Source organism: Pseudomonas sp. NPDC087185, assembly GCF_044744955.1.
In the GTDB taxonomy this organism is placed as follows: domain Bacteria; phylum Pseudomonadota; class Gammaproteobacteria; order Pseudomonadales; family Pseudomonadaceae; genus Aquipseudomonas.
The window spans coordinates 726,669-743,981 of record NZ_JBIUZK010000003.1 but is presented as its reverse complement, the minus strand read 5'-3'; the positions used below and the strand labels follow the sequence as shown (position 1 = coordinate 743,981).

Sequence of the window (17,313 nt, the reverse complement as noted above, 5' to 3'; positions counted from 1 at the left end):
TCCTTGTCAGCTTTCCAGGCCGGCGCGGCGCTGGCCCCAGTGCAGGTTGAGGTTGACGCCCACGCTCAGCAGTGGCTCCGGCGGGTTGCGGTTCGGGCCCTCGGAGCCCAGCAGAAAATCGATCAGTTCGTCACGCTCGCCGCACAACCAGTCCGCCAGCAGGGTGCCGGTGGCCGTGCCGCGGGTGATCCCGAGGCCGTTGCAGCACAGCGCCGCATGCACGTTGGGGGCGAGTGTGCCGAAGTGCGAAAGGTGGTTGCGCGACAAGCACATCGAGCCACCCCAGGTGAACTCGAACGGCATGCCTGAGAGCATCGGGAAGCGCCGCTCGAACGACTCGCGGTGCTGGCGCCCGGCGCGTTGCAGGTGGCGTTGGTTGGCGCGGCCGTCGGCGTTGAAACTGAAGCTGTTGCGCATCAGCAGGCGCTGGTCCGGGGTGCGCCGCAGGGTGCTGCCGAACGGGTCGGCGGGGATGATGCCCCAGGTCGCCTTGCCGCCCAGGCGCGCCTGTTCGTCCTCGCTCAATGGGCGGGTCATGCTGGCGTAGGTGAAGATCGGCAACAGCCTGCCTGGCAGGAAGCCGAAGTGCGAAGCGAAGGCATTGTTGGTCAGCAGCAACTGGTCGGCAACGATCTCGCCGTTCGTGTGTTTGAGGGTGATGCGCTTACCCTGTTCGATGCGGGTGATGGTCGTGTGTTCGTACAGCGTGACGTTGCTCGGCAGGCTTTCGGCCAGGCCTTTGGCCAGTGCTGCTGGCTGCAGCAGTTGAGTGCCAGGCGTGTACAGGGCCTTGCGGTAGAACGAGGTGCCGAAGTGCTCGGGCAGGTCGCGGGTGTCGATCATCTGGTACGGCTGGCCGAGTTTTTCCAGTCCGCTGCGGTACGCTTCGAGCACCGCCAGGCCCTTGTCTTCGACGGCGGCCTGGTATTTGCCATCGGGACGGATCTGGCAGTCGATGCCGTGCTGGTTGATCAGCCCACGCAGGATCGCCTGGGCGCGCAGGTTCAATTTGAGGTTCATCCGCGCGGTCGCCAGGTCACCGATGTAATCGGGCGCGCCGATGTCATGCGGCAGGTCGATGGCAAAGCCCGAATTACGCCCCGAAGCACCAAAGCCCACCTCCTGTGCCTCGACCAGAATCACCTCTTCGTCAGGGTGATGCAGCGCCAGCTGTCGCGCTGCAGCAAGGCCGGTGAAGCCTGCACCAAGCACTACCCAGCGCGCCTCGCTCTGCCCCCGGTGCGCCGCACGTGGCTGGCGCTTGGGGCTGAGGTGGAACCAGCCGCAACCGTTGTCGTCCGCGGGGGTAGAGGTGTTTCTGTACATGAAGAGGTTATCCCTGTTGTTTTCTCCACTGTCGCATGGTGCATGCGCCGGGCATATAACAACGGGGACAGGTTGTGGGAGGTTTGGCCTGCGCAGCGTCAGGTGCTGTCAGACGACGTGACCCTCGGCCCGAGCCTTTACTGGCAGGCGGCGATACAGGGGCCGCGGTGTGCTCGGGTCAAGTTCGGTCAACAGGCTCCCCGCCCGCTGAAAACCTGCACGCTCTGCCAGGCGCTGGCTGGCATGGTTGTCGATGTCCGTGGTCAACCACACTGGGGTGTCTATGGCGTCCGGCAGGCTGGTCAACGCTTCGCGCATCAGGCCCTGGCCGCTGAAGGCTTGGCTCACCCAATAACCCACTTCGTATTCATCATTGCCGGGGCGCAGGCCGATGCAGCCGATCACGGCGTCATTGTTCGGTTGCAGTACGAAAAAGCGCTTTTCGGCGGCCGGCTCAAGGAACTCGCTGGCGCTCAGTTGCAGGCTCTCGCGCACCTCTTCCAGCGTCCAGTCGGGCTTGGCCCAGGCGAGGAAGGGTGCGTGCAGGGCATAGCTGTCGACCAAGGCTTGTTGCAGTTGCTCGGCAATCGCCGGGGCCGGTCGGGCCAGGCGCGTACACGGGGTAGACAGGGTGTGGGGCAGAGTGGGGTAGGGCATGGGGCCATCCTGGCGGGTGTTTAGGGCATCTAACCACATTTTGCCGGCGTACAGGTTTGAGTTGACCGCGCTTTGCCGGGCGTGATTTGCTCGGCTTCACGGCCAACCCAGGGAAAATGAAGGACCACCATGCCCGACTACAAACTGCATTGCTTCGCCGAATCCGGCAACGCCTACAAAGCTGCGTTGATGCTCGAACTCACCGGCCAGGACTGGCAACCGGTGTTCGTCGACTTCTTCAACGGCCAGACCCGCGAGCAAGCCTGGCGTGACGAGGTTAACGAACAGGGTGAGGTGCCGGTACTGGAACACGCCGGCGAAACGCTCACCCAGTCGGCGCTGATCCTCGAATACCTCGCCGAACGCACTGGCCAGTTCGGCCCGCGCGATGAGCAGGAAAAGCGCGAGATCTGGCGCTGGATGCTGTTCGACAACCACAAGTTCACAGCCTACTACGCGGCGCTGAGGTTCATCTTCTGCCTGAAGAACTCCGGCGAGACGCCGGTCACTCAATTTCTTCGCGAACGTGCCACGGCCGCCTACCGCATCGTCGATGCGCACCTGGCAAAGACGCCGTACATGGTCGGTGGCCGCGTGACCATCGCCGACCTGTCGTTGGCGGGCTATGTGTTCATGCCGGAGGACACCGGCATCCCGCTGGCAGAGTTCAGCCATATCGAGGCGTGGAAGGCACGCATCCAGGCTCAACCCGGCTGGAAGCACCCCTACGAGTTGATGCCGCGGGCCTGATTGGTTGTTAGCTGAATAAAAACGCGGCTGGGTGAAAACTACCCAGCCGCGTTCTGCTTTGGTGCACAATGGCGTCAAATTGAGTCATCAAGCACATAAAAATCCAATCAAAATGCTTAATTTTGTTCAAGTTGCATATCCTTTCCTATGCTGTCCGCCTGCTTTCACGCAGTGCAACACCGGGCTTGAAGCGGCCCGCATATTGCTCTTGCTGCTCCAACTTCAACCCGGAGCACCCGAACAATGAGCTCACCCTCCGAATTCCCGCTGTGCGAGGCGCCGCAGCACGCCCGCAAAGGCCTGTTGCCGATCGCCATGGTCCTGTTCAGCTTTACCTTCTTCACCGGGACGATGTTCGCCGGGGGCAAGCTGGGCATGGCCTTCAACTTCGTCGACATGCTGTGGATCGCCACCATCGGCAACACGCTGCTCGCCCTTTACGCCGCCGCGCTGGCCTTCATCGCTTCGCGCAGCGGGCTCAATACCGTGCTGATGGGGCGCTTCTGCTTCGGTGAGGCCGGCAGCCGGCTTTCGGACTTTTTGCTGGGCTTCGCCGAACTGGGTTGGTACGCCTGGGGCACCGCCACCGTGGCGATTGTGCTGGTCAAGCTGCTGGGGCTGGCCGAAGGCTTCACGGTGCCGTTGATGGTTCTGTTCGGGCTGGGTTTCAGCCTCACGGCAATCGTCGGCTTCAAGGGGCTGGACCTACTGTCGCGGGTGTCGGTGCCGCTGATGTTCGTGCTGCTGATCATCTCGATGGTCATCGCCACACGTGACGTCGGTGGGCTGCAGCAACTGGCGGCGCTGGTGCCGCATGAAACCATGACCTTCTCGGCAGCGGTGACCATGGTCTTCGGCACCTTCGCCAGCGGCGCCACCCAGGCCACCAACTGGACGCGCCTGTCGCGCAGCGGGCGGGTAGCGGTGACGGCCAGCGTGGTTGCATTTTTGCTCGGCAATGGGCTGATGGTGGTGGCCGGGGCCTGGTGCGCGATGGTCTACCAGCAGGCCGATATCGTCGACGTGATGATGTTGCAGGGGCTGTCGTTCGCGGCGGTGGTGATGCTCTGCCTGAACCTGTGGACCATCCAGGGGCCGACCATCTACAACGTCGCCGCCGCGGCCTGCCACCTGCTGCGCAGCGAGCGCCGGCGCACGGCGACGCTGGTGGCGGCGGGCGTCGGCATCGTGCTGGCGATCGGCGGCATGTACGAATTGCTGATCCCGTTCCTGGTGTTGCTGGGTTCGATCATTCCCCCGGTGGGCGGCGTGATCATGGCGGACTTCTGGTACCGTCATCGGGGCAAATACCCGGCCTTGGCCACGTTCAGCCTGCCGCGCTACAACGTCAGGGGGCTGTTCGCCTACGCCATGGGTGCCGTTGCGGCCTATGCATCGCCCTGGGTGGCGCCACTGGTGGGCATCGGCGCCTCGGCGCTGTGCTACATCCTGCTGGTTGAACTGAATGGCCGGCGCCGTGCGCTGGGCCAGGCGCGGGTCGAGCCGTGAGCCTGGCGCTGGAAGAAATCCTGCACCTGCCCGGGCTGGAAGACATGACGGTGCGCGCCGGTGCGCGCAACCTGCAGCGGCGGGTGCGCTGGCCCTATGTGGCAGAGAACGAAGGCATCGCCGAATGGGTGATGGGCGGCGAGTTGGTGTTCGTCACCGGCATCAACCACCCGCGCGGCGAGGGCAACCTGCTGAGCCTGGTCGAGGATGGCGACGCGGTGGGTATCGCCGGCTTGGTGATCCTCACCGGCGGCAGCTTCATCCAGGGTATTCCACCGGCGGTGATCGAGCGTGCCGAGCAACGGGGGCTGCCGCTGATCGAGCAGCCCTATGCGCTGAAGATGGTCGTGGTCACCCACCTGATCGGCACGGCGCTGGTGCAGATGACCCAGGTGCGCCGCTCGCACAACGACATCCTCGGCCAGCTGCTGACCGGTGATTACCCCAGCCTGGCCATCGCCCGGCAACGCGCAGCGCATCTGCACCTTGAGCTGGACGGGCCGCGGCGCCTGGTGGCGCTGCGCCTGTCGGCGGTGGACGGGTTGTTCGAGCGGCATGGGCTGGCCCAGGGCGAGCGCCTGTGGCAAGGCACCCGCCAGGCGCTGGAAGACCAACTGCAAGCCTGGTGCCGCGCCCACCCAGGGGCCGTGACGGCGCAACTGGCAGGCGACCTGTTCGTGATGCTGTTGCCAGATGCGCCGGGCCTGCGCGCCGCCCTGGCCGGGCTGCACCAACAGCTGGTCGCGGTGACGGGGGAGATGGGCCTGTTCATGGGGCTGTCGAGCCTGGCCGAAGACTGCGGCCACTACCGCCAGGCCCTCAACCAGGCACGCCAGGCCCTGGAGGTGGCGCAGAACCTGCGCCCGGCCACCGGCTTGTGCGACTTCAGCGAGCTCGGCGTGCTGCGCCTGCTGCAGGGCATCGTCGATCGTTCGCTGCTCGACGACTTCGTCACCCAGACCCTCGGCCCCCTGCGCGCCCCCGGCCGCAAGCAGCCCAACGCGCTGCTGCACACCCTCGATGCGCTGCTCAAGGAAAACGGCAACGGGCTCAAGGCCGGGCAGCGGCTGGGTGTGCACCGCAACACCATCAACCAACGGATGCAACGCATCGAACAATTGAGCGGGCAGTCCCTCGACGACCCGCTTTTTCGCATGAACGCGGCGGTCGCTATGCTGATATGGCGCATGACCGAAGCCCAAGGCAAGGAGTAACCCATGAACATCATCAACGCACGCCTGCGCGGCAAGGCCGGCCTGTTCCGCATCGAGCTGGACGGTGATCGCATCGCCGCCCTCGCGCCCCAGGCGCAAGTGGTCTCGCTGATCAACGCCGATGACCTGGACGCCCAGCAGAACCTGGTAGTGCCGCCCTTCGTCGAGCCGCACATTCACCTGGATGCCACGCTGACCGCAGGCGAGCCGAAGTGGAACATGAGTGGCACGCTGTTCGAGGGCATCGAGCGTTGGGCCGAGCGCAAGGCCATCACCACCCACGACGACATCAAGACCCGCGCCAAGAAGACCATCGGCATGTTGGTAGACCACGGCATCCAGCATGTGCGCACCCATGTCGACGTCACCGACCCCAAGCTCACTGCGCTCAAGGCGATGGTCGAGGTGCGCGACGAGGTGCGCGACCTGATCGACCTGCAAATCGTCGCTTTCCCCCAGGAGGGCATCGAGTCGTACGCCAATGGCCGCGCGCTGATGACCGAGGCAGTGGCCATGGGCGCCGATGTGGTCGGCGGCATTCCGCACTTTGAAAACACCCGTGACCAGGGCGTGTCGTCGGTGAAGTTCCTGATGGAGCTGGCCGAGCGCACCGGTTGCCTGGTGGACGTGCATTGCGACGAAACCGACGACCCGCAATCGCGCTTCCTCGAGGTGCTGGCCGAAGAAGCGCGGGTGCGTGGCATGGGCGCGCGCGTCACGGCGAGCCACACCACGGCCATGGGCTCGTATGACAATGCCTACTGCTCCAAGCTGTTCCGCCTGCTGAAGATGTCGGGCATCAACTTCGTCTCGTGCCCGACCGAGAGCATCCACCTGCAGGGGCGCTTCGACACCTACCCGAAACGCCGCGGGCTGACCCGCGTGGCCGAGATCGACCGGGCGGGGATGAACGTGTGCTTCGGCCAGGACTCGATCGTCGACCCGTGGTACCCGCTGGGCAATGGCAACATCCTGCGCATCCTCGAGGCCGGGCTGCACATCTGCCACATGCTGGGCTATGAAGACCTGCAGCGGTGCCTGGACCTGATCACCGACAACAGTGCGCGCACCCTCAACCTCGGTGAGCGCTACGGTATCGAGGTGGGGCGCCCGGCGAACCTACTGCTGCTGTCGGCGCCGGATGATTACGAGATGGTCCGCAGCCAGGGGCATGCGCTGGTGTCGGTGCGCCACGGCAAGGTGCTGATGCGCCGCACACCGGCGCAGGTCGAGCGGTTCTCCTGAAGTGTCGAGGCAGCCGATCCCGATCAGCTTTGGCGTGGCGAGTTGATTGGGGTTGCTGTTGCGGTGCCTCTGAGCGCTTGCCTGGCGGCGCTTAACTTGGCACCCTTTGGGGCCCTTGAACCGTCCATGCCGTGACAGAAGGAACACACCGTTGAGTTGGGACAAAATCGGGAAACTGCTCGTAGCCCTGTTGCTTGGCCTGATGGTCATGCTGGTGGCCTATGTGGCGCTCAAGGGCAACGCCCGCCTTGAAGCTTCCCTGACCTACGCCTACCTCACCTACCCGAGCCAGTTCAGCGAGCGCATCAGCAAGGCCAGCGAACAGCTCAAATACGAGCGCTTGCAGCCGCGTATCAACAGTATCGGGCAAGGGGCGTTGAGCCAGGACCAGGTCGACCGGCTGATCGACCTGGCCCAGGCGCCGTATGCCCAGCTGTTTGCCAAGCCTTTCGAGGCGGGGCTGGTCGACCACCGTACTGGCTTGCTGATCGACCTGCGCAACACCGGCGACACCGAGGTGCGCGAGGTCAAGATCCGCCTGCCGGCCAAAGGCCTGGTGCAGGTACGTGATGCGGCTGGCAATGACACGATTGTCGAGGCCGCTACGCCCGTGGTCGAGATCCCCGCCATCGAACAGGGCGGGGAGTGCAAGGTGTGGGTCTACTTCGATGCCGATTATTCCCAGATCCGCCAGGGCGGCATCAGCATCAGCCATGCCGGTGGCGTGGCGGATGTGCGGGTCTACCGTGAGTTCGTCGGTTTTCCCGCGTGGGTGGCGCGCTACAGCCGCGAGCTGATGATGTTGTTGGGCGTACTGCTGTTCAGCGTGATGGCGCTGGGCTACGCCTGCCTGGCGAGGGGCCGCCGAGCCACCTGATCACTCGCGTCGCTCAAGAAGCGTCGTCATGCAGGGCCAAGCTCTCGCGCAGTTGTTCGACCATGGCCGTGCGCAAACCTTCGGGTGCCTGTACGCGGATGGAGCCCGCCTGAGACAGCAACCAGCCCATCAGCGCGCGGCTGTCGTCGACCGTGGCATCCAGCGTTGCGCCACCCGAACCCTGCGGGGCCAGGCGCATGTCATCGGACAATGGCTGCTCTTCCAGCCGCCGGGCTAAGGCATCATCCACCCAGGCGCGCAACTCGATCTGCTGGGCAGGAGACAGTACATCCGGTTGCAGCTGCTGGGCCTCGCCCAGGCTCAGGCCCGGTTGCCAGTACCAGCCATAAGGCATGCCCTTATTGTTGCAGCGCAGCGGGAACAGCACCGCAAGCTCGTTCAGGTCGCGCTCGACCGTACGTTTACTGGTCTTGTGGCCAGCCTTGGCCAGCGCAGCCTGCAACTGCGTGGAGCTCAACCCGGGGTGACGGTCGGGCAGCAGCTTGAGTAATTGCCACTGGCGGGCGATGGTGTGGCGGGTAGGGTGGCTGGGCAAGGGGCTCGTCCTTGAGGTCCATGCGCAGGGTGCGCTCGGATGGTGGCAATTGGCTATTGCCGCGAGCATACCGTGTTGGCAGATCGGATCCAAGTTTTAGGGCGATGCAGGGGCTTCCTGCAAGCAATCTGCGATGGACGGTCAATGCCGCTAGGACGTGCATCGCTCAGTTGCCGGAGCCTCATCAGATAGCCAGGCTGTCGACCACACCCCCGTCGACCCGCAAGGCCGCGCCGGTGGTGGCTGAGGCATAAGGGGAGGCGAGGTACACCACCAGGTAGGCCACCTCATCGACCTCGGCGACGCGCTGAATGATCGAACTGGGCCGGGCGGTGCGTACGAAATGGTCGGCTTCTTCACGGATGCTGCGCCCGGATTGCTTGGCGGCATCGGCCACCATCGCGGTGACGCCGTCGGTCAGCGTCGGGCCGGGCAATACCGCGTTGACCGTTACTCCGGTCCCGGCCAGGCGCTTGGCCAGGCCATGCGACACGGCCAGGTTGGCCGCCTTGGTCACGCCGTAGTTGATCATGTCTGCCGGAATCGCAACCCCCGACTCGGAAGAGATGAACAGGATTCGCCCCCAGCCTTGCTCGACCATGCCTGGTGCATAGTGGCGGGCCAGGCGCACCCCGGACAGCACGTTGGTTTCATAGAAACGCGCCCATTCGCTGTCGGGCACTTCAAAGAAATCCACATCGTCATAGATGCCCAGATTGTTGACCAGGATGTCGGCCCGGGGGTGGGCGCTGAACAGGGTTTCTGCACCGGCTGTCGAGCTCAGGTCGGCTACCACGCCGTGGACCTGCCCACGCCCGCCCTGGGCTCGGACGTCGGCCAGCGCCACATCGAGCGACTGTTGGCTGCGGCCGGCTATTACCACGTCGGCATGGGCACCGGCCAGGCCGCGGGCGATGGCCAGGCCGATACCGCCGGTCGAGCCGCTGATGATGGCGGTGCGCCCGCCGAGGTCGATATTCATGGGGTGGCTCCTGTGAGTGCGTTGATGCAACACCGAACCATGCTAGTAATGAGTTTGAAGTCTGTGAAAGACAGAATCAGACTGGTTTCAGGCCTGAATAGAAGGGTTGTGAGTCGAGGCTGGCCTGCAGCGCCTCGATAAACAGCTCCTCAGCCCGGCTCAGGCGTTGCTCCCTGTTCCACAGCACGTGAATATCCACATCCGCAATGCCTTCCTGCGGCGGCAACTTCCACAACAACCCCGCCGCCACATCCGGCGCCACCACATGCTCCGGCAGGCAGCCAATGCCAAACCCGGCGATCACCAGCCGGCGTACTTCCTCAAGGCTTGGCGAAGACGCCACGATCCGGCCGGAAAACCCTTGTTGGTCGCGGAAGATGGTCAGCGGCGAGAGCATCCCGCCAATCTGGTCGCTGGTGAAGCTGACAAAATTCTCCCGCTGCAAATCGCCCTCTGCCTGGCCGAACAGGGCATGGTGCTTGCCACAGAAAAACGCATAGCGCTGGCGCAGGAACAAGCGTTGCTCCAACCGTGGCTGTGCCCTACGGTTCAGGCTGAGCCCTGCCGTGGCGGTCTTTTCCTGCAGGGCCGCGACGATATCGGAACTGCGCATCACGTCGATTTCCAGGTCCACGCGCGGGTGCTGGCGGTGAAAGTCGGCGAGAAAATCATCGAAGCGTTCGCTGACGATACGGCTGATCATCAGCAAGCGTACCTTGCCCACCAGTTCGTCCGCCGGTTGCTCCAGCAGGCCGCCGATCTGCGACATCTGCCCATACACCTCGCCGGCCAGCTGGAACAGCTGCTCGCCCATGTCGGTGAGCACGAAGCGCGGCCCGCGACGGGCGATCAGCTGGCGGCCCAGCTGTTCTTCCAGGCGCTTGAGCGCCTGGCTCACCGCTGGTTGGGTCAGGTGCAGGCGCGCAGCGGCGCGGCTGATGGAGAGCTCCTGGCCGATCACCCGGAAGGTGCGCAGCAGGTTCCAGTCGAGGCGGTCGTTGAGCAGGCGGTCGGACATGGCGAGGCTCGATCATAAGCATGGCTAATAGTGCGCATAATAAATAGAAAATTGACTAATCATACCCCCGAGACGATAAATCGCAGTCAGGCGCCAGCAGAGCGCCACCGTGACCCGATCAACTCCTGCCAGAAAAACAAGCAAAGGAGCCCCCATGAAGCCCATCGCTTCGCCCCAGCCGCGCCGTGCCGCCGCCGCCGCGTTCATCGGTACCATGATCGAATGGTACGACTTCTATATCTACGCCACCGCTGCCGCGCTGGTGTTCGGCCCCTTGTTCTTCCCCTCCGACAACAGCCTGTTCAGCACCATGGCGGCGTTCGGCACCTTTGCCGTGGGCTTCTTCGCCCGGCCGTTGGGTGGCATCGTCTTTGGCCATGTGGGCGATCGCATCGGCCGCAAGAAGTCGCTGGTCATCACACTGTTGATGATGGGTATCGTCACCGTGTGCATCGGTTTGTTGCCGACCCATGCGCAGATGGGCGCTGCCGCGCCGGTACTGCTGATCATCCTGCGTGTTATCCAGGGCATTGCCGTGGGCGGCGAATGGGGCGGGGCGGTGCTGATGGCTGGAGAGCATGCGCCCAAGGGCCGGCGCAACTTCTTTGCCTCGTTCGCCCAGCTGGGCAGCCCGGCGGGCTTGATCCTGTCCCTCCTGGCGTTCGGCGCCGTCACCCGGCTGCCCGAGGAAGACCTGATGAGCTGGGGCTGGCGCGTGCCGTTCCTGGCCAGCGCATTGTTGCTGCTGGTGGGCCTGGCGATTCGCCTGGGGGTCAACGAATCGCCCGAATTCCTCGCCAGCCGCGAGCAGGCGGCCAAGGCGCAGCGCAAGGAGCAGGCGCCGGTACTGGAAGTGCTACGCACCGCCTGGCGCCCGCTGCTGCTGTGCATCGGCGCCAATACCTTGGGCATTGCCGGGGTGTATTTCACCAACACCTTGATGATCAGTTACACCACACAGCAGCTGCACCTGGAGCGCTCGCTGATCCTGGAGTGCCTGTTCTTCGTGGCGATCATCCAGTTCTGCGTGCAGCCGCTGGCCGCGTGGTTGTCGGAAAAGATCGGTGCCACGCGCTTCCTGGCCCTGGTCGCTGTGCTGGCGATGGCCTCGCCGTACCCGATGTTCGTGCTGGTCAGCTCGGGCCAAGGCCCGCTGATCGTGCTCGGCATTGCCCTGGCGGCGGCGTGCATGGCCTCGTTCTACGCGGTGATAGCAGGTTACGTCAGCGGCATGTTCGAAACCCGTGTGCGCTACACCGCGATCTCCATGGCCTACCAAGTGTGTGGCGCCATCGCCGGTGGCCTGACGCCCCTGATCGGCACCTGGCTGGCCCATACCTTTACCGGCCAGTGGTGGCCGATGGCGGTGTTCTACACCCTGATCGCCACCATTTCCCTGGTTTGCGTGCTCGCCCTGGCGCGCCAGTACGCCCATAGCCAGCGCCTTGAGCTGGCCTGATTGATCCGCTTTGTTTTGGAGTACCCGCACATGTTGAAAAGCAATGGCGAACGCCTGTGGGCGAGCCTGATGGCCATGGCCGAAGTCGGCGCCACAGCCCGCGGCGGCAGCTGCCGCCTGGCCCTGAGCGACGAGGACAAGGCCGGCCGTGAATTGTTCAGCCACTGGTGCCGCGAGGCCGGCCTGAGCTTGAGCGTGGATGCCATCGGCAACCTGTTCGCCCGCCGCGCCGGCAGCGACCCGAGCGCCGCGCCGGTGATGATGGGCAGCCACCTCGACACCCAGCCCGAGGGCGGCCGCTTCGATGGCGTCTATGGCGTGCTGGCGGGCCTTGAAGTGGTGCGCCGCCTTGACGACCTGGGCATCCAGACCCGCAAACCGCTGGAAATCGCCGTATGGACCAACGAGGAGGGCGCCCGTTTCACCCCGGCCATGTTCGGCTCGGCGGTGTTCACTGGCACCCTGGCCCTGGACCAGGCCCTGGCCATCCGCGATGCCGAAGGCGTCAGCGTGGCCGCTGAACTGCAGCGCACCGGTTACGCCGGCCAGCGCCCACTGGGGGGCAACGTCGATGCCTATTTCGAGGCGCACATCGAACAAGGCCCGATCCTCGAAGACAATGCCAAGGCCATCGGCGTGGTTACGGGCGGCCAGGCCATCCGCTGGCTGGACGTGACCGTCGAAGGCATGGCAGCCCACGCCGGCACCACGCCGATGCCGCTGCGCAAGGACGCCCTCTACGGCGCCGCACGGATGATCCAGGCCGTCGAGCAACTGGCCGCCGACTTTGCCCCCGAAGGCCTGACCACCGTGGGCGAGCTGTCGATTGCCAAGTCCTCGCGCAACACCATCCCTGGCGTACTGCGCTTCACCGTCGACCTGCGTCACCACCGCGACGAGGCCATCGACGCCATGGAGCGCGATCTCGGCCAAAAACTGCAGGCCATCGCCGCCCAGCGCGGCCTCAAGGTGCGCATTGAGCGCCATTGGGTTAGCCCCGCAACCCCGTTCGACCCCGCGTGCGTGGCGGCCGTGCAACAGGCGGTGGACGGCCTGGGCTATGCCCAGCAAGCCATCGTCAGTGGCGCCGGCCACGACGCCATCCTGTTGGCCCGCTATTGCCCGACGGCCATGGTGTTCATCCCCTGCGTCGGTGGCCTGAGCCACAACGAGGCGGAAGATGTGTTGCCCGAAGACGCCCGCCAGGGCGTCGATGTATTGCTCAACGCCGTGCTGGCCCGCGCCGGCCGTGCAGAAGGAGAAACCTGATGCGTTGCTACTTCCACCCCGAACAGCTGTTGCACCACCCGCGCAGCTACTACTCGCGCGGCGCCATGCGCACCCCGCAGGAAGTCCCCGAGCGTGCCCAGCGCCTGCTGCAGGCAGCCAAAAACCTGGGCTTTGACATTCGCCAGCCCGACGATGCCGGCCTCGACCCGCTCGCGGCGGTGCATGGCGAAGCCTACCTGGCCTTCCTCGAAGAAGCCCATGCACGCTGGAAGGAAGTACCCGAAGACTGGGGCGATGAAGTCATGTCGAACATCTTTGTGCGTGAGCCCAACGCCCTGCGCGGCATCCTTGCTCAAGCCGGCCGCTACCTGGCCGACGGCAGCTGCCCGGTGGGCGAGCACACCTGGCACTCGGCGTACTGGTCGGCCCAGAGCGCGCTGGCTGCGGCCAAGGCCATCCTCGACGGCGAGCCTGCGGCCTACGCCCTGTGCCGCCCACCCGGGCACCATGCGCGCTACGACGCCGCCGGCGGCTTCTGCTACATCAACAATGCCGCTGTCGCGGCCCAGGCGCTGCGTAGCCGTTACCGACGTGTAGCGATCCTCGACACCGACATGCACCACGGGCAGGGCATCCAGGAAATCTTCTACGCCCGCAACGACGTGCTGTACGTCTCGACCCATGGCGACCCCACCAATTTCTACCCAGGTGTGGCCGGGTTCGAGGATGAACGCGGCAGCGGCGCGGGGGAGGGCTACAACCTCAACCTGCCAATGGCCCATGGGGCCAGCGAGGCGGATTTCCTGGCCCAGCTGGAAATCGCCCTGGATGCGGTGAAAGACTTCGGCGCCGAGGTGCTGGTGCTGTCGCTCGGGTTCGATATCTACGAACTGGACCCGCAGAGCAAGGTGGCCGTGACCACCGAAGGCTTTGCGCTGTTGGGTGAGCGGATTCGGGCCTTGCGCCTGCCGTGTGTGATCGTGCAGGAAGGGGGGTATCACCTGGAAAGCCTGGAAGCCAATGCGCGGGCGTTTTTTGCTGGCAAGACGGATTGGCGATAGCGGTCACACTTTGTCCCAGTTTGCCTAGTGCAGGTGATTAGGATTCTCGTTCACAACGAATCCACAGGGTCACCTGCATGTCCGCAACACGCCGTCTCATCTGCTGCTCCTCCACCCTCACCGCCATCCTCGCCGGCCCATTGCAGGCCGAAACCGCGCCTGTTCAGCCGGTACCGCTGACCCTGGAAGAGGTGGTCGTCACGGCCTCGGGTTTCGCGCAACAGGTCGAAGATGCGCCAGCTTCGATCACCGTGATCGAAGGCGAGGACCTGCGCCGCAAGTCGTACCGCGACCTGGGCGATGCGGTGCGTGATGTGGAAGGGGTGACAGTCAACGGCGGCGCCAACGAAACCGACATTTCCATCCGCGGCATGCCGGGTGACTACACGCTGATCCTGGTCGACGGCAAGCGCCAGAGCGCGCGCGAGTCGCGGGTCAACGGCAATGCCGGTTACGAACAGAGCTTCGTGCCGCCAGCGGCTGCCATCGAACGTATCGAGGTGGTGCGCGGGCCGATGTCGTCGCTGTATGGCTCCGATGCCATTGGCGGTGTGATCAACGTGATCACGCGCAAGGTGGCGCCGGAGTGGGGCGGTTCGATCGGTTATGACTACTCGCTGCGCCAGCACAGCGACCAGGGCAATGCCGGGCAGACCACGTTCTACCTGGGCGGGCCGCTGAAAGAAGACTTGCTTGGGCTGCAGGTTTGGGGCCGTGCCCTGAACCGCCAGGCCGATGACGACCTGGCGCTGACCAATGGCCACAGCAAGGCCGACCACAAGGACCTGACCACGCGCCTGTCCTTCACCCCGACCATCGACCACGACATCCTCGTCGAGGTGGGTGCGACGCGGTTGAAAAACGGCGATGGCCTGAGCGCCAACTGGGCCACCCGTGAGCAGGAAAACAACCGCGATCACTGGTCGTTGTCGCACCAGGGGCGCTGGGGCTGGGCCACCTCTGATCTGGCGCTGTACCAGGAAACCACCAGCCGTGAAGGCAAGGCCACGCCCGACCAGACCGACATCTACGGGCGCAAGCCGGAAATCCGCAACCGGGTGTTCGATGCCAAGCTGGTGATCCCGACCGCGCATAACGTCACCAGCATCGGTACGCAGTGGCAGGAAAGCCAGGTCACCGACTGGAACCAGGGGCTTGGCGACCGGGTTGACCGTACGTTCAAAGTGACGCAAAAAGCCGTGTTCGCCGAGAACGAGTGGTCGGTCACCGACAGCTTTGCGCTGACCGCCGGCCTGCGCCTGGATGATCACGAGCAGTACGGTAATCACTTCAGCCCACGGCTGTACGGCGTATGGCGCGCGACCGATCAATGGACCTTCAAGGGCGGTATTGCACGTGGTTTCAAGGCGCCAGAGCTGCGCGCCGTGGTTGAAGGCTATGCCTACCTGCGCCGCAACCGTTTCGTGATGCTGGGTAACCCAGACCTTAAGCCGGAGACCAGCACCAACTACGAGGTCTCGGCATTGTGGTCGAACCGCGACAAGCTGCAGGCGGGTGCCACGCTGTTCTACAACGATTTCCAGGACAAGCTCTCGACCGTCACCACCGACCGCCTGTGGAATGGCTACATCGTCATGGACCGGGTCAACGTCGACAAGGCGGTGATCCGCGGCGTGGAGCTGACCGGGCAGTGGGATATCAGCGCTGATGTGCGGGTCAAGGCCAACTACACCTACACCGACTCGGAGCAGAAGAGCGGAGCGAATGCAGGTGCGCCGCTGGCCTTGACGCCGAAGCAGAAGGCCAACTTGCGCGGCGAGTGGCGCGTGAGCGACCGTGCCCAGGCTTGGGCTGCTGCAAGTTACTACGGCGAGGAGTACGGCAATACCATCACCGCCCAACGTGCACCGGGCTATACCACGGCGGACATTGGCGGCTCGTTCGATGTGACCGATGCGCTCACGCTCAATGCTTCGCTGAACAACATTACCGACAAGCGCCTGGATGACGAGACTTATGGCACGGTGAACTACGGGCGCACATTGTGGATGGGGGCTACTTACAACTTTTGAACCTTGGGGCGTTTTGCGCCCCTTGTGTCGCGAAAGGGCTGCAAGGCAGCCCTGAAGGTTCATTGGCAGCCGGCAACCTGACTACCGCACACAACCCCGCCGGCGGACGATTCTCCAATACCAGTTCACCGCCGTGAGCCTGGATGCACGCCCGCGCAATCGCCAACCCCAGGCCTAACCCGCCGCTCCCCTGTACCCGTTGCACAAAGGGCTCGAACACTTTCTCCAGCCAGGCGTCGGGCAGCCCCGGCCCCTGGTCGAGGATTTCAATCACGATCAGGCCATCCTCGACGTGCGCACTTAACCGGGTGGCGCCGCCATGCTTGAGCGCATTGTCGATCAGATTGGTCAATGCCCGCTTCAACGCCAAGGGCCGGCAATGCAGGCGCGCACCTGCACCGCTGGCCCAGGTCAACGGCTGCCCCAGCAAGGTGTAGCGCCGTCCAAGGTCATCGAGCAAATCGTCAAGGTGTCGTACGCAAGTGGCTTCCTGCACGGCATCGCTGCGCACGAACGCGAGGGTTTCGCGGACCATCGCCGACAGCTCGTCGAGGCTTTCCAGCATGTCGTCACGCGCCTCGCCCGGCTCCAGCAGTTCCACCTGCAGGCGCAGTTCGGTCAGCGGCGTGTTGAGGTCGTGGCTGATTGCGGCCAGCAGGCGCGTGCGGCCTTCCACATGCCGCGCCAGGTTGGCCTGCATGGTGTTGAAGGCATGGGTCAGCTCCTGCGCTTCGGCAGGGCCGGCCAAGGGCAGCGGGGCGATCCATTCACCGCGGCTGACCCGCTCGGTGGCCTGGGCCAGCGACTTGACCGGGCGCACCACCCGGCTGATGCAGAAGATCACCACAAGCAGCACCGGCAAGGTGGTGACTGGCAGGCTGTAGGCCAGCACGCTCCCCCATTGGTAGGCGCCGCTGGGGTGCTGGAGGGCATTGAGGTACAGGCCATTGCCCAAGGCCAGGCTGCTGCGCAGTTGCAATGGCGCCCAGCCGGCGGGGCTGAGCAGGTGGCTGCGGGCGTCGGCGCCGTTGACCCGCTCCAGTTGCAGGGTCAGCCCGCTTTCGACAGCCAGGCCAAGCCGCGCGCGCAGGTCATTGGCCAGCCGCTGTTCCTCGGCGCGTGCCGCGAATGGCTCGACTTCGGGCCGGGCGCCCACCCAGAAGCGTGTTTCGCGGTTGCCCATGTACGCCAGTAACGCCGCGCTCTGCTCGGGCGCCAAGTCGCGCGCTGCATGGTAGGCAGTGGCCAGGCGCTCCAGGCTGGCGTTGCGTGACAGCGGGTGCAGCAGGCTACCGTGGTGGTGCAGCAGCAGGATGCCGATCAGGTGCGAGGCCAGCAGCGCCAGGCACAGCAGCAGGCTCAACTGGTGCAGCAGGCGCCTGGGCCAGAAGCGCTG

15 protein-coding genes are annotated in these 17,313 nt (G+C 64.7%); 9 read left to right on the top strand and 6 right to left on the bottom strand.

The genetic code is table 11. The annotated features are described in order from the left end of the window. Positions 1–6 precede the first annotated feature (6 nt). Together ACIPIJ_RS13675 and ACIPIJ_RS13670 are read right to left on the bottom strand one after the other, a co-directional pair. Positions 7–1,326: an NAD(P)/FAD-dependent oxidoreductase gene (locus ACIPIJ_RS13675; RefSeq protein WP_401077287.1), complete on the bottom strand. Its 1,320-nt coding sequence runs from the start codon at positions 1,324–1,326 to the stop codon at positions 7–9. 108 nt (positions 1,327–1,434) lie between these two features. Next, positions 1,435–1,983, bottom strand: coding sequence for a GNAT family N-acetyltransferase (locus ACIPIJ_RS13670; RefSeq protein WP_401077285.1), 549 nt, complete (start codon positions 1,981–1,983; stop codon positions 1,435–1,437). 129 nt (positions 1,984–2,112) lie between these two features. Here ACIPIJ_RS13670 and ACIPIJ_RS13665 point away from each other — a divergent pair, with 129 nt between their 5' ends. The 5 genes from ACIPIJ_RS13665 to ACIPIJ_RS13645 all read left to right on the top strand — a co-directional run bounded on the left by ACIPIJ_RS13665 (position 2,113) and on the right by ACIPIJ_RS13645 (position 7,578). Beyond that, entirely contained in the window at positions 2,113–2,733 is a 621-nt protein-coding gene (locus ACIPIJ_RS13665; protein ID WP_401077283.1) for a glutathione S-transferase family protein, read from the top strand. Between the two features lie 243 nt (positions 2,734–2,976). After that, a complete protein-coding gene (gene codB / locus ACIPIJ_RS13660; RefSeq protein ID WP_401077282.1) occupies positions 2,977–4,242 on the top strand; it encodes a cytosine permease in 1,266 nt (421 codons plus the stop codon). Continuing rightward, positions 4,239–5,456 carry a PucR family transcriptional regulator gene (locus ACIPIJ_RS13655; RefSeq protein ID WP_401077280.1) on the top strand — a complete coding sequence of 406 codons (1,218 nt, stop codon included), beginning with the start codon at positions 4,239–4,241 and terminating at the stop codon, positions 5,454–5,456. The genes codB and ACIPIJ_RS13655 overlap by 4 nt, the downstream gene beginning before the upstream one ends. A gap of 3 nt (positions 5,457–5,459) precedes the next feature. After that, the gene (gene codA, locus ACIPIJ_RS13650; protein ID WP_401077279.1) at positions 5,460–6,701 is read left to right on the top strand and encodes a cytosine deaminase; all 1,242 of its coding nucleotides are present in this window, start codon (positions 5,460–5,462) and stop codon (positions 6,699–6,701) included. A 151-nt stretch (positions 6,702–6,852) separates the two neighbouring features. Beyond that, positions 6,853–7,578: a hypothetical protein gene (locus ACIPIJ_RS13645; protein WP_401077278.1), complete on the top strand. Its 726-nt coding sequence runs from the start codon at positions 6,853–6,855 to the stop codon at positions 7,576–7,578. Positions 7,579–7,591: 13 nt separating this feature from the next. On the opposite strand, the gene ACIPIJ_RS13640 is transcribed toward ACIPIJ_RS13645, so the two are convergent. From ACIPIJ_RS13640 to ACIPIJ_RS13630, 3 genes are all read right to left on the bottom strand, one after another. Beyond that, positions 7,592–8,134, bottom strand: coding sequence for a WYL domain-containing protein (locus ACIPIJ_RS13640; RefSeq protein ID WP_401077276.1), 543 nt, complete (start codon positions 8,132–8,134; stop codon positions 7,592–7,594). Between the two features lie 184 nt (positions 8,135–8,318). Beyond that, positions 8,319–9,116 (bottom strand): SDR family NAD(P)-dependent oxidoreductase, encoded by a 798-nt coding sequence (locus ACIPIJ_RS13635; protein ID WP_401077274.1) that lies wholly within the window; start codon positions 9,114–9,116, stop codon positions 8,319–8,321. Between the two features lie 76 nt (positions 9,117–9,192). Then, complete coding sequence (locus tag ACIPIJ_RS13630) at positions 9,193–10,134, bottom strand: LysR family transcriptional regulator (RefSeq protein ID WP_401077272.1); 942 nt, start codon at positions 10,132–10,134, stop codon at positions 9,193–9,195. A 154-nt stretch (positions 10,135–10,288) separates the two neighbouring features. On the opposite strand from ACIPIJ_RS13630, the gene ACIPIJ_RS13625 reads away from it, so the two are divergent. From ACIPIJ_RS13625 to ACIPIJ_RS13610, 4 genes are all read left to right on the top strand, one after another. Beyond that, positions 10,289–11,593, top strand: a complete 1,305-nt coding sequence (locus ACIPIJ_RS13625) for an MFS transporter (RefSeq protein WP_401077270.1) — start codon at positions 10,289–10,291, stop codon at positions 11,591–11,593. Positions 11,594–11,623: 30 nt separating this feature from the next. After that, positions 11,624–12,862 carry a Zn-dependent hydrolase gene (locus ACIPIJ_RS13620; protein WP_401077268.1) on the top strand — a complete coding sequence of 413 codons (1,239 nt, stop codon included), beginning with the start codon at positions 11,624–11,626 and terminating at the stop codon, positions 12,860–12,862. Further along, complete coding sequence (locus ACIPIJ_RS13615; protein ID WP_401077266.1) at positions 12,862–13,884, top strand: histone deacetylase family protein; 1,023 nt, start codon at positions 12,862–12,864, stop codon at positions 13,882–13,884. The genes ACIPIJ_RS13620 and ACIPIJ_RS13615 overlap by 1 nt, the downstream gene beginning before the upstream one ends. Before the next feature lie 77 nt (positions 13,885–13,961). After that, on the top strand, positions 13,962–15,917 hold the full coding sequence (locus ACIPIJ_RS13610; protein ID WP_401077265.1) for a TonB-dependent receptor domain-containing protein: 1,956 nt from the start codon (positions 13,962–13,964) through the stop codon (positions 15,915–15,917). On the opposite strand, the gene ACIPIJ_RS13605 is transcribed toward ACIPIJ_RS13610, so the two are convergent. Then, a complete protein-coding gene (locus tag ACIPIJ_RS13605) occupies positions 15,901–17,292 on the bottom strand; it encodes an ATP-binding protein (protein WP_401077578.1) in 1,392 nt (463 codons plus the stop codon). The genes ACIPIJ_RS13610 and ACIPIJ_RS13605 overlap by 17 nt on opposite strands. Between the last annotated feature and the right edge of the window lie 21 nt (positions 17,293–17,313).

What these genes read in the sequence shown, in the direction of transcription:
- ACIPIJ_RS13620 (WP_401077268.1), top strand. Translation starts at nt 11,624, where the DNA reads ATGTTGAAAAGCAATGGCGAACGCCTGTGGGCGAGCCTGATGGCCATG.
- ACIPIJ_RS13610 (WP_401077265.1), top strand. Translation starts at nt 13,962, where the DNA reads ATGTCCGCAACACGCCGTCTCATCTGCTGCTCCTCCACCCTCACCGCC.
- ACIPIJ_RS13670 (WP_401077285.1), bottom strand. Translation starts at nt 1,983, where the DNA reads ATGCCCTACCCCACTCTGCCCCACACCCTGTCTACCCCGTGTACGCGC.
- ACIPIJ_RS13665 (WP_401077283.1), top strand. Translation starts at nt 2,113, where the DNA reads ATGCCCGACTACAAACTGCATTGCTTCGCCGAATCCGGCAACGCCTAC.
- ACIPIJ_RS13635 (WP_401077274.1), bottom strand. Translation starts at nt 9,116, where the DNA reads ATGAATATCGACCTCGGCGGGCGCACCGCCATCATCAGCGGCTCGACC.
- ACIPIJ_RS13675 (WP_401077287.1), bottom strand. Translation starts at nt 1,326, where the DNA reads ATGTACAGAAACACCTCTACCCCCGCGGACGACAACGGTTGCGGCTGG.
- codA (WP_401077279.1), top strand. Translation starts at nt 5,460, where the DNA reads ATGAACATCATCAACGCACGCCTGCGCGGCAAGGCCGGCCTGTTCCGC.
- ACIPIJ_RS13630 (WP_401077272.1), bottom strand. Translation starts at nt 10,134, where the DNA reads ATGTCCGACCGCCTGCTCAACGACCGCCTCGACTGGAACCTGCTGCGC.
- codB (WP_401077282.1), top strand. Translation starts at nt 2,977, where the DNA reads ATGAGCTCACCCTCCGAATTCCCGCTGTGCGAGGCGCCGCAGCACGCC.
- ACIPIJ_RS13625 (WP_401077270.1), top strand. Translation starts at nt 10,289, where the DNA reads ATGAAGCCCATCGCTTCGCCCCAGCCGCGCCGTGCCGCCGCCGCCGCG.
- ACIPIJ_RS13615 (WP_401077266.1), top strand. Translation starts at nt 12,862, where the DNA reads ATGCGTTGCTACTTCCACCCCGAACAGCTGTTGCACCACCCGCGCAGC.